This window comes from Kitasatospora sp. NPDC001132, assembly GCF_053598415.1.
The window spans coordinates 245,077-265,446 of record NZ_JBSFKF010000010.1 but is presented as its reverse complement, the minus strand read 5'-3'; the positions used below and the strand labels follow the sequence as shown (position 1 = coordinate 265,446).

Below are 20,370 nucleotides of genomic sequence, written 5' to 3'. Positions count from 1 at the left end.
GAATAAGAAGCGCCCCCACCCTCCGCTGCACCGGGAGTCCGATGTCTGACGACACTTCACTTCAGATTCCGTTCCCGCACCGCCGCAGTCCGCACGGCCGGCGCGCCACCGAACTGCACCGGGACTGGCTGATCCGCCATCCGCTGCTGCCCGACGTCGACCACCCCGGCTACGCGCACTGGGAGGTGGTGGACCTCGCCGCGCTCGGCTACCCGGACGCCGGTCCGGACGAACTCGCCCTGGCCGCCGACCTGATGGGTTTCTACTTCCTCTTCGACGACCAGTTCGACGGCCCGCTCGGCCGCCGCCCCGCCGAGGTGGCCCCGATCTGCGAGCGGCTGATCGCCGTCCTGCACGGCGCCCGCCCCGACCAGGGGTCCCCGGTCGAGACCGCCTTCGCCGACCTGTGGAACCGCAGCGTGCAGGGCATGCCGGCCCGCTGGCAGGCCCGCGCCGCCTACAACTGGGAGTACTACCTGGCCAGCCACCCGGCCGAGGCGGCCGGCCGGATCTCCACCCGGCCACCGGACCGCGACGGCTACCTGGAGCTCCGACGGGGCACCGCGGCCATGGAGACCATCTTCGACATGGTCGAGCGCCTGGGCCAGTTCGAGGTCCCGGCCGCCGTCCTGCACCACCCGGTGCTGCGTCAACTCCGCCAGCTGGCGGCCGACATACCGTCACTCAGCAACGACGTGCGATCGTACCCGCTGGAGGCGCCGCGCGGGGACGTGAACAACCTGGTCATGATCGTCCAGCGGGAGCGGCGCTGCTCGGCCGAGGAGGCCTGCGCCGTGGTCATCGCCGAGGCCCAGCTGATGGTCGACCGCTGCGCCGAGCTGCGCGACAGACTGCCGGACGTGCACCGCGAGTTGGGCCTCTCCCGGATCGAAGGGACGATCGCCCAACGGTACGCGGACGGGCTGCTCACCTGGCTGGCCGGCTACCTCAGCTGGGAGGCCCGCACCGGCCGGTACCAGGCGGTGTGACCGCCACGCGCCCGGAGCCGTCCGACGGGCGTGCGGTGGCGCGCCCCGAGGGTGCTGCCCCGGCCACGCGGAGGCGTGCGGCGGCACGCCACGGGGGCGGTCCCCCGACGCACGGCGGCGTGCGGCGGCACGCCATGAGGGCGGCCCCGCCTTCACGCGGCGGCGCGCGACAGCGCATGCGGGGGCGCGACCGGAACACGCGCCCCCGCAGTGATCCGTTCCGGGACAGCCGCAGTGATCCCTCTCCGGGCAGCGGCGGTGATCCCTCCCCGGGCAGCCGCGATGATCCCGTTCCGGGACGTCCCCGGTGATCCGTGCCGGCCCCTCCCGCCCGCGCACCCCCGAGAGCGACCGGAAGGCGCACCCTCCGTACCCGCCCGGCGCACGGACCGTAGCCGCGTCGGGTGCCCGGCGGCTATCGTGCTCCGCGACGGGCGCCCCCGACGGAGCGCCGGTCCCATTGCGTGTCCGTACCCTCCGCCGGACCGCCCCTGCCGGGCGGCCCGGCGCACCGCCCGTGGCCCGAGCCGCACCGGGCGGTGCCCGACGCAGCGAGGAGACACCCAGCATGACGGTCTACCAACCCCCCGGCACCCCCGGCAGCATCGTCGCCTACCGGTCCCGGTACGAGCACTGGATCGGCGGCGGATGGACGCCCCCGCTGCGCGGCGAGTACTTCGACAACCCGACCCCGGTCACCGGCGAGGTGTTCACCGAGGTCGCCCGCGGCACCGCCGAGGACATCGAGGCCGCCCTGGACGCGGCCCACGCCGCCGCCCCCTCCTGGGGCCGCACCCCGGCCGCCGAGCGCGCGCAGGTCCTGCTGCGGATCGCCGACCGGATGGAGGCGAACCTGGAGCAGCTCGCCGTCGCGGAGAGCTGGGAGAACGGCAAGCCGGTGCGCGAGACGCTGGCCGCCGACCTCCCGCTCGCCGTCGACCACCTGCGCTACTTCGCCGGTGCGCTGCGCGCCCAGGAGGGCAGCCTCTCCCAGCTGGACGAGGACACCGTGGCGTACCACTTCCACGAGCCGCTGGGCGTGGTCGGCCAGATCATCCCGTGGAACTTCCCGATCCTGATGGCGATCTGGAAGCTCGCCCCGGCGCTCGCGGCCGGCAACACGGTCGTCCTCAAGCCCGCCGAGCAGACCCCGGCCTCGGTGCTGCTGCTCGCCGAGCTGACCGCCGACCTGCTGCCGCCCGGCGTGGTCAACATCGTCACCGGCTTCGGCGAGGAGGCCGGCGCCCCGCTGTCCGCCAGCACCCGGGTCCGCAAGATCTCCTTCACCGGCGAGACCACCACCGGCCGGCTGATCGCCCGCTCCGCGGCCGACAACCTGATCCCGGTCACACTGGAGCTCGGCGGCAAGAGCCCCAACGTGTTCTTCTCGGACGTCGCGGCCGCCGACGACGCCTTCTACGACAAGGCCGTCGAGGGCTTCGCGATGTTCGCCCTCAACCAGGGCGAGGTCTGCACCTGCCCCAGCCGCGCGCTGATCGAGTCCCCGGTCTACGAGCGGCTGCTCGGCGACGGACTGGCGCGGGTGCGCGCGATGCGCCAGGGCAACCCGCTGGACACCGAGACCCAGGTCGGCGCCCAGGCCAGCGTCGAGCAGCTGAAGAAGATCCTCTCCTACTTCGAGATCGGCCGGGACGAGGGCGCCAAGGTCCTGGTGGGCGGCGAGCGGGCCGACCTCGGCGGCGCGCTGGCCGGCGGCTACTACGTGACGCCGACGGTCTTCGAGGGCGACAACTCCATGCGGGTCTTCCAGGAGGAGATCTTCGGGCCGGTCGTCTCGGTCACCCGCTTCGACGGCTTCGACCACGCCGTCGCGCTCGCCAACGACACCCAGTACGGGCTCGGCGCGGGCGTCTGGACCCGCAGCCTCAACACCGCCCACCGGGCCGGGCGCGCCATCCAGGCGGGCCGGGTCTGGACGAACTGCTACCACGCCTACCCGGCCCATGCGGCCTTCGGCGGCTACAAGAACTCGGGCATCGGGCGGGAGAACCACAAGGCGCTCCTGGAGCACTACCAGCAGACCAAGAACCTGCTGGTCAGCTACTCCCCCGACGCGGTCGGCTTCTTCTAGGCCGGGGCCCGGACACCCCGGAAGGCTCGTACGACAACGCTCAGGCCCGTACGCCCGGGAGGAACAGCGCGCCCGGGAGGAACAGCGCACCGGGGAGGACCGCTCAGGCGGGAAAGCGGAGCGGGAGGCCCACCGGGGCCTCCCGCTCCCTCGCCACTCCCCGTGGCGGGCTCCGGGGCGGATCGCCTGTTCAGGGGATCAAAGCACAGGAATGCGGCCGATTCACCGACGCGCCGCCGACATGCCCGGACAGCCCGCGCGAACGCCGTAGACAGGACTCCCCCCAACCCCTCACCCTCCCGGGAGTCCCCGTGACCATCGCCACCGCCAAGCTCAGCGACCCCGTCGTCCGCGCCGCCGTCACCGCGATCAACGCGGGCGACCGCGAGGCCTTCGTCGGGCTGCTCGCCGAGGACGCGACCATGTCCGACGACGGCTCCGACCGGAACCTGGCGGACTGGATCGACCGCGAGATCTTCACCACCCACGGTCGGATGGACGTCCAGACCGAATCCGACGGCGGCCGCGCGCTGGTCGCCAACTTCACCAACGACACCTGGGGCGAGATGCGCACCGCCTGGCGCTTCACCGTGGACGGCGGGAAGGTCAGCCGCTTCGAGACCGGCCAGGCCTGAGCCCGGGGCGCGCCCGACGGGTCCCGCCTGACGCCCGACGCCGGGCGCGCGACGCCGACCGTCCGACGCCGGCCGTCCGACGCGCCCTACCGGTCCAGCCCCAGGCACCCCCGCACCGCGCGGATCAGGTTCCGCGAGCGGACGTCCCCGGTGACACCCGGCTGCATGCCGTTGGTGACGTAGCCGAAGCCCAGCCCCAGGTCGGGGTCGGCGAAGCCGAGCGACCCGCCCCGGCCCGGGTGGCCGAAGCTCGCCGGGGAGGCCATCGGCGCGGTCGGGCCGTGCCGCCAGAAGCCCATGCCGAAGGTGGAGTTGACGATCAGCACCCGGTCCGGACCGCTCACCGCCGGGCCGACCGCGCGCGCCAGCACCTCGGGGCCGAGCAGCGGCGGCAGCAGCGCGCCGGAGCCGTCCGGGCGGTCGGCGGCACCGATCAGCGCCGCGTAGAACCGGGCCAGCGACCGGGCCGTGCCGATGCCGCCGGCGCCGGGGATCTCGGCGGCCTGCACCGCCGGGTCGTTGAGGTCCACGCCGGGGAGCACCGAGGCGAAGGAGCGGGCGGTCAGCGAGGCCGGGTCCTGGTAGGCGTCCCGGACGGCCTGCTTGGGCCGCAGCCGCAGCCCGCTCGGCCCGGTCCTGGCCGCCTCCGGGGCCGGCAGGTCGACCAGCTTGCCGACCCTGGGCGCGGCGCCGGCCGGCAGTCCGATCCACAGGTCCAGCCCCAGCGGCCGGGCGATCTCCTCGGCGAAGTACCGGCCTATCGTCCGGCCGCTCACCCGGCGCACCACCTCGCCGACCAGCCAGCCGAAGGTGTACGGGTGGTAGCCGTGCGCGGTGCCGGGCTCCCAGGCGGGCGCCTGCGCGGCGACGGCGGCGGCCGCGCGCTCCCAGGTGAGCACGTCCTCCAACCGCAGCGGCACGTCCAGCGCGGGCACTCCGGCCTGGTGCGAGAGCAGCCAGCTCACCGGCACCCGGCCCTTGCCGGCCGCCGCGAACTCCGGCCAGTACGAGGCGACCGGGGCGTCCAGGTCGAGCAGGCCGCGCTCGGCCAGCAGCAGCGCGGTGGTGGCGGTCAGGCCCTTGGTGACCGAGCGCAGCACCTGTGCGGTGTCCGCCGTCCACGGCACCGCGGGCGCCGGACGGCCGCCGACCTCGGGCCGGGCGTCGCCACCCCACAGGTCGACCACCTTGCGGCCGCGCACGTACAGCGCGAAGGCCGCGCCGAGCTCGCCGTAGTCGGCGAAGTTGCGGGCGAAGGCCGCCCGCACGGGCTCGAACCCCTCGGCCGTCTCGCCCCAGATCTCCACCACCGCGCGCCGCCCTCGACCAGTTCCGTTGTTTCCCGTGCCGCTCACGCTCGTTCTCGATGTCATTCGACCGTCTTCGACCGAACTCGTTCGAACCGAGCCCGGAAACCCTAACCTGTCCCCCATGACCAACCCTGCCGAGGAACTGCTGGACGTCGTCGACGAGCACGACCGCGTGATCGGGACCGCCGCGCGCGGCGAGGTGTACCGGCGCGGGCTCACCCACCGCTGCGTCTTCATCCTGGTCCGTGACCCGGCCGGACGGATCTTCGTCCACCGCCGCACCGACACCAAGCTGTTCGCCCCCGGCGCGTACGACATGTTCGTCGGCGGCGTGGTCGGCTCCGGCGAGACCTACGCCGAGGCCGCCGTCCGGGAGGCCGAGGAGGAGCTCGGCGTCCACGGCATCGCCCCGCGCCCGCTGTTCAAGTTCCTCTTCGAGCAGGACCGGTTCGAGCAGGACGGCTTCGACCAGGACCGGCTCTCCTGGTGGTGCGACATGTACGAGGCCGAGTGGGACGGCCCGGTCTCCCCCCAGGAGTCCGAGGTCGCCTGGCACGCCTGGCTCACCCCCGCCGAACTCGCCGACCGCCTCACCCGTGACCCGTTCGTCCCCGACGGCGTCGAGGCCTACCGCCGCTATCTGGGCCTCCGCTCCGCCTGATCCCGGCGACCGCGGGACTCGGGAGCCGTGCCCGGGCCGGTCGCGCCGGGCCCCTGGCTCCACCGGACGGCCCTCGACGAACTAGGGTGGCGCGCATGGCCTCCCGTACGCCGTCGCCGACGGCCGACCACGCAGCACGGACCTCCGCAGCCGCCGGCGCCGGCGGCTCCGCCCGGCCGGCGGGCGAGCGGCCGCGCCGGCGGCTGAGCGTGGACGAGCGGCGGGAGCAACTGATCGCCGTGGCGCTGGAACTGTTCGCCCGGCGGCCGCCGGAGGAGGTGTCGATCGACGACATCGCCGCCGCCGCGGGCGCCTCCCGGCCGCTGGTGTACCACTACTTCCCCGGCAAGCAGGCACTGTACGAGGAGTCGCTGCGGCGGGCCGGGAAGGAACTGTCGGCCCGGTTCGAGGAGCCGATGGAAGGGCCGCTGTCGGAGCGGCTGCACCGCGTGATGGGCCGCTACCTGGACTTCGTGCAGAGCCACGGGCCGGGCTTCGCCGCGCTGCTTCGCGGCGGCTCGGTGGCGGCCAGCGCGGGCACCTCGGCGGTGATCGACGAGGTGCGCCGGGCCGCGCAGGAGCAGATCCTGGCCCACCTGGCGATCCCCGCGCCGGGTGTCGGGCTGCGGCTGACCGTCCGGGCCTGGATCGCCAACGCCGAGATCACCTCGCTGGAGTGGCTGGCCGAACGCTCGGTGCCGCTGGAGGAGCTCCAGCTGCACCTGGTGCAGGAGTTCGTCGCGGCGCTCACCCTCACCGCCGCCCGCGAGCCGGCTCTCGCCGCCGAACTGGCCTCCTTCTTCGCCGACGAGCGCCCGGACGGCCCGACCGGGCGCCTGGTGCGGGACCTCGCGGGACTGTTCGCCGTGCCCGGGATCGTCGAGGCGGTCACCGCGCTCGCCGCCGGCGCCCCCGACGACGGGTCCGCGCAGGCCGCCGGAGCCGCCGCGGAGTGACCGGAGCCGTCGCCGGGTCGGTCACGGGTCGGTTACCGGGGAGGGGCCGAGGTCGTCGCCGCGCCGGCCGTCCGCGTGATCATCGGGTCATCCTGCGGTTCGGTCCTGACGGTGGGCTCTGATAGGAATGAGCAGGGATCTGACGGCACGCCGCCGCGGCGCGCCCGGTCCCACTCGAACCACCGACGGCAGACGGAGCAGAGCGGGGGGCTCACCAGTTGACCCAGGACGTCCAGTTCAGTGTGGAGGCCAACCCCTTCGCGGCAGCGGAGCAGGTCTGCGCGACCCTCGGCACCCTCACCGACGCCCTCTTCGACGAGCACACCTCTCGCCACCCGGCGGCCTCGCTGAGCGCCCTGCGGACGGGCGAACACCCGGCCGGCGAGGCGCTGTTCGGCCTGCCGCTGGCCCCCAACGGCCCGGTGCACACCGCCGTCGACCGGCTCGGCACGGTGACCACCGCGGGCACCGCCCGTCCCGGCACCGGCGCACGGCTCACCGACCGGGTGGTCGCCGCGCTCCAGACCCGCTACGGCGGCGGCGCGGTGCGCGGCGCCATCGCCGACCGGGGCACCACCTCGGCCGCGCTGTTCCAGCTCCCGGTCACCGGCGAGTTCGCCGACGCCAAGCTGCGTCCGCCGTTCGCCCCCGCGCTGGCCGCGCTGGCGGCCGGGCAGCAGACCCGTCAGCCGGTCGAACTGCCCACCGGCGCGGGCGCCGAGGTCCGGCTGGTCGTGCCGCCCGGCTTCCACTCGCTCACCTCCCCGGACGGTCCGCCCGGCGTCTCCGCCCGGGCGGTGCCCCCGCTGCCCGACGGCACGGACCGGACCGGCGGCGCCGCCCCGGCCACCGTGGCGGCCGCCGACGAACTGGCCCGGCACCTGGCCGAGGTCGCCGAGGAACTGTTCAGCGCCACCGGCCCGGAGCCCCGGCGCGACTTCGCGGTGATCTCCGCCACCCTGGCCGACCTGATCCGCGACGCGGGCGTCGTCTACGCCGGCGTCTGCGCCCTGGAGCTGGACGGCCGCTACTCGGACGCCACCCTCGTCGTCTCGCTCGCCCGGCACCCGCTGCCGATCACCGCGCTCGCCACCGAGCTGGCCACCGTCCGGCGGCACGCCGAGGTGTGGACCGTCCTGCTGCCGGCCGGGCCGGCCGCCGTCCTGGTCGAGGGCCGGACCGTCCCGGTGCCAGGCCCGCTGGCCGCCGACGGGCAGCGGCGCTGGGTGGTCACCTCGGCCGTCCAGGCCTTCGTCCCGCTGCCGGACGGTGGGACGGTGCTGTGCGCCCAGTTGTCCACGGCGCGGCCGGAGGACTGGGAGCTGTACACGGAGGCGTTCGCGGAGCTGCTGAAAAGCATCCAGTTCGGCTGGGACGGCGTGCCGACCGCGGTGGGCACCGTGCCGACCCAGGCACCTGTTCCGGCTCCGGCTCCCCTTCCCGAGCCTGAGCCCGCGCCTGTTCCTGCGCCCGTTCCTGAACCCGCCGCCGTCGAGGAGGAGTCGGCGGAGAAGCCCGTGCACCTGCGTGGCACGCCGGTACGGGTGCCTCCCGCGGACTTCAACCCCTTCGCGCCGGTGGCGGAGGCCCCCGCTGCCGGTGGGGACGAGACGGCGCAGGATGCCGCGGACAGGCCGAAGGGCACCCCGGTGATGGTCCCACCGCCGGACTTCAACCCCTTCGCCATGGACGGCAGCCCGGACGTGGCGAGCGACCCGCCCGCCACCCAGCCCTCCGCTGCCGCTCCGATCGCCGACCCGTTCGGCACCACGGTCGCGGCCGAGCAGAAGCCCGATCCGTTCGGCACCACGCTGCCCGCCCAGGGCCCGGCCGTCCCGCCACCGCCCACGACCCCGCCCGTCATCCCGGCCCAGGCCCCGCCCACCGCGGCGGAAACGACGGACCAGGGTTCGGGGCAGCCCGCGGACAGCCAGGAACCCACCCCGCGCAAGGGCACCCCGGTGATGGTCCCGCCGCCGGACTTCAACCCCTTCGCCATGGACGGCTTCGCGGACGCGTCGGCGGCCGAACCGGAGCCGACGGACGAGACGGACGAAGCCAACGCCGCACCGGAGAACCGCCCGTTCGGCTGAGCCGGAGGGATACGGGGAGCTGCTGGTGCGGGAGGAGCCGCTGCGCGCCGCCGCGACGAACGGGTGACACGTGACAGCCGACAGCTGACAAGGTTCAGATTTCAGCGAACGAAATCTGAAATCTGTTACCTGTCGGCTGTCAGCCGTTAGCTGTCATCCGTTACTACCAGTGGTCCTCCGCCCTCAAGCCGCCCGCCGGGCCAGGTGCACCACGTCCGGCACCCCCCGGGCCACCGGAATCTCGTGCGTCATCACATCCGTGAACCCCACCGCCCGCAGCGCCTCCTCGAAGGCCGGCGAGGGCTGCGCGCTCCACACGGCCAGCACCCCGCCCGACCGCAGGCGGTGCCACAGCACCGCGAGTCCGTCCGCGCCGTACAGCCCGTCGTTGGATTCGGTGACGGTCCAGTCCGGTCCGTTGTCGATGTCCAGGCACAGCGCGTCGTAGCGCTCGCCGTCCGCCGCCGCGAGGTACTCCAGCAGATCGGTGTGGAACACCTCGACCCGCTCGTCGTCCAGGGCGCCGTCCGAGAAGGCGCCGAGCGGGCCGGTCCGGTGCCAGTCGATGATCGCGGTCTCCCGCTCGACGACGGCGATCCGCCCCCAGCGCGGCTCGGCCGCCGCGTACGCCAGCGAGAAGCCGACCCCGAGGCCCCCGATCAGCACCGACGGGCGCTCGGCCGCGCGGCCCGTACGGTCCAGCTCGTCCAGCGCCGCCTGGATGAGCAGCCGCTCCGAACGCCCATCGGCGGTGTCCATCAGGAAGCAGCCGTTGGCGATGATCTCGAAGTCCCGACCGCGTTGCCGGAGCACCACCTCGCCGTACGGGCCCTCCCGCCGGTCGAGCGTGACAACGGCCTCGTGGCCGTCGCGTTCGGGCAGTGCGGTGGTCATCCGTCCTCCTTGGCGGACTCGGGTCGAACTCGGCTGCGGGGCCGACCCGTTACGGGGCGGGGCGGTCACCCGCCCGACAATAGCCGAGTCCGCATCCGGGCCCGTCAGTTCGTGACCAGCACCCCCGCGTACGAGACGCCCGCGACGACCACCCAGGATCCGAGCCCGAGCAGGGCGATCCGCCCGCCGGTGCGGGCCATGGTCGGCAGGTGGACCGCGCTGCCGAGACCGAACAGCGCGGCGGCCAGCAGCAGTTCCTGGGCGTCCGCGGCCAGGCCGAGCGCCCGCTCGGGCAGTACTCCGGTGGTCCGCAGGACGATCATCGCGAGGAACCCCGCCACGAACAGCGGCACGATCGGCGGACGGCTGCCTGCCTTCACCGACTTCCCACCCGGCTTCTCACCCGACTTCCCGCCCGCGCCGTCGCCCGCCCCGTCGCGCGCCCCGCCGACCGCGGAAGCCCCCGCCGGGGCACCCACCGAGGCCCCCACCGGAACCTCCGCCGAAACCGAAACCGAGGCCGCCACCCGCGCCGCCCGCAGGTTCCGCCGCACCGCCACGGCGACCCCCGCGACCAGCGGCGCCAGCAGCACCACGCGCATCAGCTTGACCAGCACCGCCTCCCGCAGCGCCCCCGGCCCGCCGGTCTGCGCGGTGGCGACCACCTGCCCGACGTCGTGCACGCTCGCCCCGACCCAGCGCCCGAACTCCAACTCGCCGAGCCCGAGCGGATGCTGGAGCAGTGGCAGCACGGCGATCGCCAGCGTCCCGCACAGGGTGACCAGCGCCACCGAGGCCGCGACGTCCTCCTCCTCGCTGCCCGCCGCCTGGCTGACCGCGCCGATCGCCGAGGCCCCGCAGATCGAGTAGCCGGTGGCGACCAGCAGCGGCTGGTCCCCCGGCAGGCCGAGCCGCCGGCCCAGCCAGAGCGTTCCCGCGAAGGTGGCCGCGACGACGGCGAGCACCATGGCGACGGTGGCCCAGCCGAGGCCGAGCACGTCGTCCAGGCTGAGCTTGAGCCCGAGCAGGACGATCCCGAGCCGCATCAGCCGCTTCCCGGCCGTGGACAGCCCGGGCCGGGCGATCCCGCGGACCACCGGGCGCAATCCCGGCAGGTGCGCCGCCACCATGCCGAGCACGACGGCGGCGGTGAGCTCGGGCACGGCCGGTACCAGCGCGTGGACGCCCAGAGCGGCGGCCACTCCGAGCGCCGCGAGCAGCAGCCCGGGGGCGTCCCCGCGCGTCGGGGGCAGCGAACGGGTACGGGCGGCGCGGTGCCGGAGCGTCTGCCGAAGAGTCAGTGCCACGCCGCGCTCACTGCTGCCGGTCGGCGGGCAGCCGGTAGACCCGCCGGATGCTGGTGCCGAGCCGTGAGACGTCCGCGCCGTAGACGTGGATGGAGATCGCCGTGCTGCTACAGGAGTTGCGCACCAGGTGGATGTCGCCGGGCGGGGCGAAGGCGGCCACGGTGCCGGCCGGGCCGGCCACGTGCTCGGTCTCGACCAGTCGGGCGGTGGGGCCTTCGGAGACCAGCCGGTAGCGGGTCTCGCTCTCCTGTCCCTGGTGGACGCCGGCCACGCACCAGGAGACGTGGTCGTGGATCGGGGTCTGCTGTCCGGGCAGCCAGACCAGGGCGACGACGGAGAAGCTGCCGTCCTCCTCGGCGTGCAGGACGTGCTGGCGGTAGCGCTGCGGGTCGCCCTCGCGCTGGGCGGCGGTGAGCAGCGCGTCCGGCCCGTCCGGGTCGGCGTGCAGGTGCGGGGCGAGGCGTTCGCCGACCAGGTAGGCGGTGAGCTCCGGCGGGAGCCCGCGGTCCACGACGGCGCGGATCTCACTGATCAGCGCGGTCATCCGCTCGGTGAGTCGGCCGCTGCCGACCGTGGCTGAGGGTGTCATCCCCACAGGTTCGAATGGATCGACCCATCACGTCCAAGGAGGGTTTGTAAGCAACCTCCCCATCAACGCTTATGTGTCGGTCGGACTGCTCAGCACCCGACCCGGCTCGCCGCCGCCTGCCGCAGGTGGTCCAGCACCAGTCCGGTGGCCGGGATCCGGCGGTGCTCGCGCAGCACGTACGCGCTCACCTGCCGCCGCAGGTGCGGTTCGGCGGCCCGCCCGGTGACCTTGCGGTGGCACATGAAGGAGAGCACCAGCGCCGGCATCAGCGCGATCCCGACCCCGGCGGCGACGAGCGACTGCACCGCGAGGTTGTCGTCGGTGGAGAACACGATGTCCGGCGCGAAACCCTCCTCCGCGCAGACGTGCAGCAGGTTGGCCCGGCAGCGCGGACAGCCGGCGATCCAGCGTTCGCCGCCGAGGTCGGCCAGCCGTACGGCGTGCCGGCGGCCGAGCGGGTGCCCGACCGGCAGCAGCACCGTGAGCAGGTCCTCCATCAGCGGGATCTCGTCCAGGCCCTCCGGCACCTCGGTGGCCCCGCCCGGGTAGCGGAAGGCCAGCGCGATGTCGCACTCCCCGCGCAGCAGTCGCTGGACGGAGTCCGGCGGCTCGGCCTCCAGCAGTTCCACCCGCACGCCGGGGTGCTCGGCCAGCAGCCGGGCCATCGCCTGGGGTATCAGGGTGGCGTTGGCGCTGGGGAAGGCGCAGACCCGCACCCGCCCGGCGCGCAGCCGGGCGAGCGCGGCGAGCTGCTGCTGGGCGGCCGACATGCTGCCGAGGATCAGCTCGGCGTGCCGGGAGAGCGCCTCGCCGGCCTCGGTGAGCCGCAGTCCGCGCCCCGCCCGGGTGAAGAGCGGAACGCCGACGGTGCGTTCGAGCGCCTTCATCTGCTGGGTGACGGCGGGCTGGGTGTAGCCGAGTTCGCGGGCGGCGGCCGAGTAGGAGCCGGCCCGGACGACCTCGTGGAACGTCCTGATGTGCCGCGAATCGAACACCGGCTCCATGATCCCTCCCACCCGCTCGCCACCTTCGGCAGCCCGCTCCGGCCACGCGTCGACCACATTCCGGCCGTGCCGATACCGCACTTCGGCCGTGCCCCGGCCGTGCCGCAGCCGTGCTTCGGCCGCGTCCGGGCGCCCGAGAATCATAAGAGGAATTTGGAGGTATCGACCCCGACCCCACCCGCACCTATGGTTCAGCCCCGAACCGGCCTGCTCAGGACCGCTCCTTCTCGGTACCTCACCTTCTCGGTACCTCACCCGTTCTCAGTACCGCACCGTCACTGCTGCACCGAGGGCGGCAGCCCCATCGCCACCCCGGCCTCGACCACCGGCGCCCCGCCGCGCACGCTCGGGCTGCGCCGGCTGCGCCGCTCCACGAAGCGGGCGAGCCAGGAGAGCAGCAGGCACATGCCGATGTAGATCGGCGCGATCACCATGACCACCGGGATGAACGGCAGGTCGTAGTCCAGGTTGGTGGCGATCAGCTTGCCCGCGTGCAGGAACTCCTCGTAGGTGATCAGGAACCCCAGCGAGGTGTCCTTGAGCGCGACCACCAGCTGGCTGATGATGGCCGGCAGCATCGCCCGGTTGGCCTGCGGCACCAGGACGTAGGACATCACCTGGGTCTTGCGCATGCCGAGCGCGTACGCCGCCTCCCGCTGCCCCTTGGGCACGGCGAGCACGCCGGCCCGGAACACCTCGGCCAGCACGGAGCCGTTGTAGAGCACCAGGCCGGCCACCAGCGCCCAGAGCGGCTGCACCTTGAGCGCGACGAAGACGAAGAAGATCATCACCAGCACCGGCATGGCCCGGAAGAACTCCACCACCAGGGTGGCGAACCAGCGCACCACCCGGTGGTCGGAGAGCCGCCCGGCCGCGAACAGCGCGCCGAAGGGCAGCGCGAACAGCACCGTCCAGCCGAAGGCCTTGAGGGTGTTGCCGAGCCCGCGCAGCAGCAGTTCCTGCACGCCCCGGTACTCGAAGGCCATCCACTTCTCGTATGTGAACTGCTGGGTGTGGAACATCATGTAGACGACCCAGCCGATCAGCGCCGCGATCAGCAGCAGCGCGATCCCGCCGTACAGCCGGTGCCGGGCGAGCGCCTTCGGACCGGGGACGTCGTACAGCGCCGAGGATTCAACGGTCATCGGGACACCGCCACTCGTCGTTCCAGCAGGTTGAAGACGGCGCTGATGGCCAGGGTGATGATCAGGTAACCGACGGCGATCCAGACGAAGGTCCAGACGATGCTGTAGCCCAGCTCGTTGATGGTCCGGTAGGTGCCCAGCAGTTCGGTGACGCTGAACGAACCGGCGATCGCCGTGTTCTTCGCCAGCGCGATCATCACACTGCCGAGTGGTGCCACCACCGAGCGGTACGCCTGCGGCAGCACCACCTGGCCCATCGTCTGCCCGAAGCTCATGCCGAGGCTGCGGGCCGCCTCGCCCTGCCCGGCCGGCACCGTGTTGATGCCCGAGCGCATCGCCTCGCAGACGAAGGCCGAGGTGTAGCAGCCCAGCGCCAGCACCGCGAAGGTGTAGAAGGGCAGGGTGATGTTGAACCGGGGCAGCCCCAGCACCACGATGAAGAACAGCAGCGTCAGCGGCGTGTTGCGCAGCACCGTCACCCACAGCGTCCCGAACACCCGCAGCGGCTTGACCGGTGAGACCCGGAAGCCCGCGACCAGCACGCCCAGCACCAGCGCCAGCACGGCGCTCACCACGAACAGCGAGAGCGTGCCGAGGAAGCCCTCCCAGTAGGTCGACCAGTTGTCGGTCAGCGTCTTCACGGCGTGGCCTCTCAGTACCGGTCGATCTGCGGCGGGGTCGGCGCCGGCTCCCCGGAGAGGCCGAGGGTCGCCTCGAAGGCCCTCTGCCAGTCGCCGTTCTGCATGTGGTGCTCCAGCGCGTCGTTGATCGCGCCGCGCAGCACGGTGTCCTCCCTCGGCACCCCGATCCCGTACGGCTCGGTGGAGAACAGCGGTCCGACCACCTTGAGCTCGTCGGGCACCTTGGCCGCGTAGCCGAGCAGGATCGCGTTGTCGGTGGTCACCGCCTCGACCTGGTCGGTGATCAGGTTGTCGACGCAGGCCGAGTAGGTGTCGTAGCCGATCAGCTTGGCCTTCGGGAACTGCGACTGGATCCGCTGGTACGGCGTCGAACCGGCCGCCGAGCAGACCTTCTTGCCGTCCAGGTCCTCCGGACCGTGGATGGTGTCGTTGTTCCTGCGCACCAGCAGCGACTGCCCGGCGATGAAGTACGGGCCGGCGAAGCCGACCAGCTTCTTCCGGTTCTCGTTGATGGTGTAGGTGCCGACGTAGTAGTCCACCTGGCCGTTCTGCAGGGCGGTCTCGCGGTTGGCAGAGGCGATGGTCCTGAACCGGATCCGGTCGGGCGGGAAGCCCAGCGAGGCGCCGACCATCTTGGCGATCTCGATGTCGAAGCCGGAGTACTCGCCGGTGGCCGGGTTCTTCTGGCCCAGGTACGGCTGGTCCTCCTTGGCACCGACCACCAGGTAACCCCGGCTGCGGGCGGCGTCCAGGGTCGGCGAGCCGGTGATCGCGGAGGCGTCCTGCACCTGGTAGGTGGGCAGCGCGCTGGGTTGCGGGCCCTTGAGCGGCGGGGTGCCGGGTTTGCCGCAACCCGCCAGCAGCGCGGTGAGCAGCAGGACGGCGGCGAGCACCCGCCTCCCCGCCCGCGCGGCGGGCCTCGCCACCGGCCTCGTCACGGGCCTCGTCACCGACGTCGCCACGGGCCTCGCGACCGGCTGCGCCGCGGACGACGTCGTCAGAGGCCGAGCCACGGACGTCGTCAGGCGCCGAGCCGCGGGCGTCGTCTCACGGTTCACGGCGCCGCCTCAGTGCTTCAGGATCTTGGACAGGAAGTCCCGGGCGCGATCGCTCTCGGGAGCGCTGAAGAAGTCCTCCGGGGCACGGTCCTCGACGATCCGGCCGTCGGCCATGAACACCACCCGGTTGGCGGAGGCCCGGGCGAAGCCCATCTCGTGGGTGACCACGACCATCGTCATGCCCTCGCTCGCGAGCTGGCGCATGACGTCCAGCACCTCGTTGATCATCTCGGGGTCGAGTGCCGAGGTGGGCTCGTCGAACAGCAGCGCCTTGGGCTCCATCGCCAGCGCGCGGGCGATCGCGACCCGCTGCTGCTGCCCGCCGGAGAGCTGCGCCGGGTACTTGGCGGCGTGCGAGGCGAGGCCCACCCGCTCCAGCAGCGCGCGGGACTTCTCGTCCGCTTCGGCCCGGGGCCGCCCGCGGACCTTGATCTGCGCGAGTGAGACGTTCTGCAGCACGGTCTTGTGCGCGAACAGGTTGAAGGACTGGAACACCATGCCGACCTCGGCGCGCAGCCTGGCCAGGCCCTTGCCCTCCTCGGGCAGCGGCTCGCCGTCGATCAGGATGGTGCCGTCCTCGATCGGCTCCAGCCGGTTGATCGCCCGGCAGAGGGTGGACTTGCCGGAGCCGGACGGCCCGATGACCACGACGACCTCGCCGCGCCCGACCGTCAGGTCGATGTCCTGGAGGACGTGCAGGTCCCCGAAGTGCTTGTTGACCCCGCGCACCTCGATCAGCGGGGTGAAGGCCGAGGCGCCGGTCGGGGCCGGCCCGGGGGCCGCGGTCACTTGCTGCGCCGCCCCTTCAACAGCCAGCCCAGCACGACGCCCGCGATCAGCGTGGCCAGCAGCGCGATCCAGAGCGGCGCGGTGACGGTGAAGACCCAGAACTGGATCTGCACCCTGTCGAGGTTGGCGAACAGGAACCACACGGCGAGGACGACGATGACGCCGATCCCGATGTAGCGCGTGGGAATCCCACCGATCTCACCGCGGGAGGAGCGGGACGAGCCGTCTGAAATCTTGGTCACCGGAGCAGTCTGCGGGCCGTACGGCCGATTTGCCCGATTACGCGCCATTCCGGGCCGGGGAGTAACCCGTACGGGGTAATCGAGCCCCGTACGGGTTTGGAAGCTCCCCGGAAGCTCCCCGGCCCGGACCTCCCGCTACCGCTCGTCCCGCCAGGACCGCCAGAGCGCCGCGTACGGACCGCCCGCCGCGGCCAGGTCCGGATGGCTGCCGTACTCGCTGATCCGCCCGTCCTCGACCACCGCGATCACGTCCGCGTCGTGCGCGGTGTGCAGCCGGTGGGCGATGGCGATGACCGTCCGGCCCTCCAGCACCCGGGAGAGCGAGCGCTCCAGGTGGCGGGCGGCCCGCGGGTCCAGCAGGGAGGTGGCCTCGTCCAGCACCAGGGTGTGCGGATCGGCCAGCACCAGCCGGGCCAGCGCCAGCTGCTGGGCCTGCGGCGGGGTCAGCGAGGTGCCGCCGGAGCCGACCTCGGTGTCCAGCCCCTCCGGCAGGGCGTCCACCCAGGCCCCGGCGTCCACCGCTTCCAGCGCTGCCCGCAGCTCGGTGTCGTCCGCGTCGGGCGCGGCCAGCCGCAGGTTGTCCCGCAGGGTGCCGACGAAGACGTGGTGCTCCTGGTTCACCAGCGCGACCTCCGCGCGCACCCGCTCGGCGGGCATCCGCGCCAGCGCCGCCCCGCCGAGGGTCACGCTGCCGCGGCCGGGGGCGTAGATCCCGGCGAGCAGCCGGCCGAGGGTGGACTTGCCCGCCCCGGACGGCCCTACCAGCGCGACCCGGCTGCCCGGGGCGACGTCCAGGCTGATCCCGTGCAGGACGTCGGCGCCCTCGCGGTAGCCGAAGCGGACGTCCCTGGCCTCGACCCGACGGCCGTCCGGCCGGGCGGACTCGTCCCCCTCGTGCTCGGGCACCTCGCGCACGCCGACCAGCCGGGCCAGCGAGGCCTGGCCGATCTGGAGCTCGTCGTACCAGCGCAGGATCAGGTCCACCGGACCGGTCAGCATCTGCGCATAGAGCACGCCGGTGGTCAACTGGCCCACGGTGATCCAGCCTCGGAGGGTGAACAGTCCGCCGAGCACCAGGGTGGCGAGCACCGCCGTGGTGTAGACCGCGTCGATGGTCGGGAACCAGACCAAGCGCAGCCACAGGGTGTACCGCTCCCAGGCCAGCCACTCGCGCAGCTTGCGGTCCGTCAACCGGACCCGCTGGTCGCCCAGCCGCAGCGCCTCTACCGTCCGCCCGGCGTCGACCGTCTCGGCCAGCACGTTGCTCACCGCCGCGTACCCGGCCGCCTCGCTGCGGTAGGACTGCGGCGCGCGCCGGAAGTACCAGCGGGAGCCGGCCAGCAGCAGTGGCAGCCCGATCAGCGCGGTCAGCGCGAGCAGTGGCGAGGTGACCAGCAGCGCACCGAGCACCAGCAGCAACGACACCACGGCGACGGCGAGTTCGGGCACCGCCTCGCGTACCGACTTGTCCAGCCGGTCGACGTCGGTGGTGCCCCGGGAGACCAGGTCCCCGGTGCCGGCCCGCTCCAGCACACCGGTCGGCAGAGCCACCGAGCGGACCAGGAAGTCCTCCCGCAGGTCGGCCAGCACCCGCTCGCCGAGCACCGCGCCGCGCATCCGCGACCAGCCGGTGAACGCCGCCTGGGCCACCAGTGCCAGCAGGTACCAGGTGACCGCCACCGCGATGGTGGACCCGGCGGTGCCGGTGGCCAGCGACTCGACCAGGCGGCCGAGCACCCACGGCCCGACCAGCCCGGCCAGGGTGGCCGTCGAGTGCAGCACCACCACGGCGGAGAACCCGGCGCGGTGCCGCCGCGCGAGCAGCAGCAGGTACTCGCGCACGGCGGCCGGGGAACCGACCGGCAGGGTGGCGACGGGCCCCTGTTCCTCCTGGACGGGGGGCTTCATGACGTACTCCTCGCGTGTGGGGCAGGGATTTTGACGGCGGTCCTCATACGGCCCCACCCACCGGACGGGCCGTTTCCTCCTCGCGGGTGACCACGGCCCGGTAGGCCGGCTCGGTCCGCATCAGCTCGCGGTGCCGCCCGGCCGCGACGGCCCGGCCCTCCTGCAGCAGCACCACCCGGTCCGCCTGGTCGAGCAGCAGCGGGCTGGTCGCGAACACCACGGTGGTGCGGCCCGCCCTGGTGTCCCGCAGCCCGGTGGCGATCCGCGACTCGGTGTGCGCGTCCACCGCGCTGGTGGGCTCGTCGAGCACCAGCACCGGCGGGTCCGCCAGCAGGGCGCGGGCCAGCGCGAGCCGCTGGCGCTGCCCGCCGGAGAGCGAGCGTCCGCGCTCGGTGATCCGGGCGCGCATCGGGTCGCCCCCGCACTCGGGCGAGCCGTCCACCAGGGCTTCCAGCACGTCGTCGGACCGGGCCGCCGCCAGGGCCGCGGCGGCCGGGACCCGCCCCGAGGAGGGGATGTCGAACAGCTCGGCCAGCGTGCCGGAGAGCAGCACCGGCTCCTTGTCGTGGACCAGCACCGCCGCCCTGGCCTCGGCCAGCGGCACCGAGTCCAGCTCCGTGCCGCCGAGCCGCACCGAGGCCTGCGCCCGTTCGCCCTCGGCCAGCGGCACGTGCCCGCCCAGCCGTTCGGCCAGCGACCCGGCGAAGTCCGGGTCGCCGCAGACCACCGCGGTCAGCTCGCCGGCCCGCGCGGTCAGCCCGCTCGCCGGGTCGTGCAGGTCCGCCTTGTCCGGCCTGGCCAGCGAGGCCTCGGCGGTGCCGGCGGTCCGGGCCAGCGAGAGCACCCGCACGGCCCGCCCGGCGGAGACCCGGGCCACGCTCCAGGCGTGCGCCGCCTCGCCCAGGACGCGCAGCGGAGCGGCCAGGAAGGCCGTCGCGCCGTACACCGCGATCAGGGTGCCGACGGCGAGCTCGCCGTCGGCCACCAGCCGGGCGCCGTACCAGGTGACGCCGACCACGAACAGCCCGGGCAGCAGCACCTGCTGCGCCTGCATCAGCGACCAGATCCGGGACGAGCGGACGGCCGCCGCGCGGACCTTCTGGGAGGCGGCGCGGTACCGCTCCAGGAACAGCTCCTCGCCGCCGATGCCGCGCAGCACCCGCAGCCCCGCGACGGTGTCGGCCGCCAGCTCGGTGGCCTTGCCGCCGAGGGCGCGCTGCTGCTCGTAGCGCCGCTCGAACGGGCCGATCAGCGGCCAGACGGAGGCCGCCAGCACCGGGACGCCGAGCAGCACCCCGATCCCGAGCACCGGATCGACCGTCAGCACCGCCACGCTCACGGCCAGCCAGACGATCACCGCGGCCCGGACCCGGGCGACCAGCTCGACGTACCAGCCGATCCGCTCGACGTCCCCGCTGCCGACCGCGACGACCTCGCCGGTGGCGATCCGGCGGGACAGCCCGGCCCCCAGGTGCGAGGCCTGCCGGGCCACCAACTGCCGGACGTGGGTGGCCGCGTGGATCCAGTTCCAGACCGCCTGACGGTGCAGCAGCACCGTCCCGAACGAGGCACCCGCGCCCAGCAGCAGCAGGAGCCCGCCGGAGCGCCAGATCCCGCCGGCGTCGCCGTCCACGGCGGCCTGCACGCCGAACCCGAGCGGTACCGGCAGGGCGGCCTGGCACCCCGTCTCGATCAGCGCCCAGAGGGTGGCGAGCAGTTGCCCGCGCCACTGGCTGCGCTGCAGCCAGCGCAGGAAGGCCAGGGGTGAGGAGAGGTCGGGACTGCCGGGGTCGGCCAGCGGCAGAGGGGTGAGCAGCATGACACTCCGATGCGAGCGGTGCGCGGGTGCGGGTGTGCACGGGCGCACGGGGTACGGGGAGTTCGGGGGAACAGGGCGCACGGAACGCCTCGGTGACGTGCGCGCAGCGCGGGCGGCGGCCGAACGGCAGGTGGCCGGAGCCGACGGACGGATGATGCGCGGCGCGGCGGCACGGCGCCGGCGCGACATCGGCGATGCGCCCGGAGGAGACACCGGACGGAGATGGAACGGGCACGAA

Annotated in this window: 18 protein-coding genes; 6 read left to right on the top strand and 12 right to left on the bottom strand. The window is 73.6% G+C overall.

What is annotated here, in order from left to right:
* The first annotated feature begins 41 nt into the window (after positions 1 to 41).
* The 3 genes from ACWDBE_RS16995 (at position 42) to ACWDBE_RS16985 (ending at position 3,716) form a co-directional block, all read left to right on the top strand.
* The gene (locus ACWDBE_RS16995) at positions 42 to 989 is read left to right on the top strand and encodes a terpene synthase family protein (RefSeq protein ID WP_449808414.1); all 948 of its coding nucleotides are present in this window, start codon (positions 42 to 44) and stop codon (positions 987 to 989) included.
* 568 nt (positions 990 to 1,557) lie between these two features.
* On the top strand, positions 1,558 to 3,081 hold the full coding sequence (gene exaC, locus ACWDBE_RS16990) for an acetaldehyde dehydrogenase ExaC (protein WP_392875681.1): 1,524 nt from the start codon (positions 1,558 to 1,560) through the stop codon (positions 3,079 to 3,081).
* 311 nt (positions 3,082 to 3,392) lie between these two features.
* Positions 3,393 to 3,716, top strand: a complete 324-nt coding sequence (locus ACWDBE_RS16985; RefSeq protein WP_449808413.1) for a nuclear transport factor 2 family protein — start codon at positions 3,393 to 3,395, stop codon at positions 3,714 to 3,716.
* Between the two features lie 86 nt (positions 3,717 to 3,802).
* On the opposite strand, the gene ACWDBE_RS16980 is transcribed toward ACWDBE_RS16985, so the two are convergent.
* Positions 3,803 to 5,026: a serine hydrolase gene (locus tag ACWDBE_RS16980; protein ID WP_449788876.1), complete on the bottom strand. Its 1,224-nt coding sequence runs from the start codon at positions 5,024 to 5,026 to the stop codon at positions 3,803 to 3,805.
* 121 nt (positions 5,027 to 5,147) lie between these two features.
* Between ACWDBE_RS16980 and ACWDBE_RS16975 the strand changes: the two genes are divergently transcribed.
* The 3 genes from ACWDBE_RS16975 to ACWDBE_RS16965 all read left to right on the top strand — a co-directional run bounded on the left by ACWDBE_RS16975 (position 5,148) and on the right by ACWDBE_RS16965 (position 8,736).
* Positions 5,148 to 5,687 (top strand): NUDIX hydrolase, encoded by a 540-nt coding sequence (locus ACWDBE_RS16975; RefSeq protein ID WP_449788730.1) that lies wholly within the window; start codon positions 5,148 to 5,150, stop codon positions 5,685 to 5,687.
* 95 nt (positions 5,688 to 5,782) lie between these two features.
* On the top strand, positions 5,783 to 6,643 hold the full coding sequence (locus tag ACWDBE_RS16970; RefSeq protein WP_449808412.1) for a TetR/AcrR family transcriptional regulator: 861 nt from the start codon (positions 5,783 to 5,785) through the stop codon (positions 6,641 to 6,643).
* 218 nt (positions 6,644 to 6,861) lie between these two features.
* The gene (locus tag ACWDBE_RS16965) at positions 6,862 to 8,736 is read left to right on the top strand and encodes a hypothetical protein (RefSeq protein ID WP_449808411.1); all 1,875 of its coding nucleotides are present in this window, start codon (positions 6,862 to 6,864) and stop codon (positions 8,734 to 8,736) included.
* Positions 8,737 to 8,919: 183 nt separating this feature from the next.
* Here the strand turns inward: ACWDBE_RS16965 and ACWDBE_RS16960 are convergent, their stop codons facing one another.
* The 11 genes from ACWDBE_RS16960 to ACWDBE_RS16910 all read right to left on the bottom strand — a co-directional run bounded on the left by ACWDBE_RS16960 (position 8,920) and on the right by ACWDBE_RS16910 (position 20,132).
* Entirely contained in the window at positions 8,920 to 9,630 is a 711-nt protein-coding gene (locus ACWDBE_RS16960; RefSeq protein WP_449808410.1) for a spermidine synthase, read from the bottom strand.
* Positions 9,631 to 9,734: 104 nt separating this feature from the next.
* Complete coding sequence (locus ACWDBE_RS16955; protein WP_449808432.1) at positions 9,735 to 10,931, bottom strand: YeiH family protein; 1,197 nt, start codon at positions 10,929 to 10,931, stop codon at positions 9,735 to 9,737.
* 13 nt (positions 10,932 to 10,944) lie between these two features.
* Positions 10,945 to 11,526: a cysteine dioxygenase family protein gene (locus ACWDBE_RS16950; protein ID WP_392875662.1), complete on the bottom strand. Its 582-nt coding sequence runs from the start codon at positions 11,524 to 11,526 to the stop codon at positions 10,945 to 10,947.
* A gap of 89 nt (positions 11,527 to 11,615) precedes the next feature.
* Complete coding sequence (locus ACWDBE_RS16945; protein WP_449788878.1) at positions 11,616 to 12,521, bottom strand: LysR family transcriptional regulator; 906 nt, start codon at positions 12,519 to 12,521, stop codon at positions 11,616 to 11,618.
* 284 nt (positions 12,522 to 12,805) lie between these two features.
* The gene (locus ACWDBE_RS16940) at positions 12,806 to 13,675 is read right to left on the bottom strand and encodes an amino acid ABC transporter permease (protein ID WP_449788734.1); all 870 of its coding nucleotides are present in this window, start codon (positions 13,673 to 13,675) and stop codon (positions 12,806 to 12,808) included.
* Positions 13,672 to 14,316, bottom strand: a complete 645-nt coding sequence (locus tag ACWDBE_RS16935) for an amino acid ABC transporter permease (protein ID WP_449808409.1) — start codon at positions 14,314 to 14,316, stop codon at positions 13,672 to 13,674. The genes ACWDBE_RS16940 and ACWDBE_RS16935 overlap by 4 nt, the downstream gene beginning before the upstream one ends.
* Positions 14,317 to 14,327: 11 nt before the next feature.
* The gene (locus ACWDBE_RS16930) at positions 14,328 to 15,209 is read right to left on the bottom strand and encodes a glutamate ABC transporter substrate-binding protein (protein ID WP_449808408.1); all 882 of its coding nucleotides are present in this window, start codon (positions 15,207 to 15,209) and stop codon (positions 14,328 to 14,330) included.
* 174 nt (positions 15,210 to 15,383) lie between these two features.
* A complete protein-coding gene (locus tag ACWDBE_RS16925; RefSeq protein ID WP_449788737.1) occupies positions 15,384 to 16,163 on the bottom strand; it encodes an amino acid ABC transporter ATP-binding protein in 780 nt (259 codons plus the stop codon).
* On the bottom strand, positions 16,160 to 16,405 hold the full coding sequence (locus ACWDBE_RS16920) for a LapA family protein (RefSeq protein WP_449788738.1): 246 nt from the start codon (positions 16,403 to 16,405) through the stop codon (positions 16,160 to 16,162). The genes ACWDBE_RS16925 and ACWDBE_RS16920 overlap by 4 nt, the downstream gene beginning before the upstream one ends.
* 135 nt (positions 16,406 to 16,540) lie before the next feature.
* Positions 16,541 to 18,313, bottom strand: coding sequence for an ABC transporter ATP-binding protein (locus ACWDBE_RS16915; protein ID WP_449808407.1), 1,773 nt, complete (start codon positions 18,311 to 18,313; stop codon positions 16,541 to 16,543).
* Positions 18,314 to 18,356: 43 nt separating this feature from the next.
* Positions 18,357 to 20,132 (bottom strand): ABC transporter transmembrane domain-containing protein, encoded by a 1,776-nt coding sequence (locus tag ACWDBE_RS16910; RefSeq protein WP_449788740.1) that lies wholly within the window; start codon positions 20,130 to 20,132, stop codon positions 18,357 to 18,359.
* Between the last annotated feature and the right edge of the window lie 238 nt (positions 20,133 to 20,370).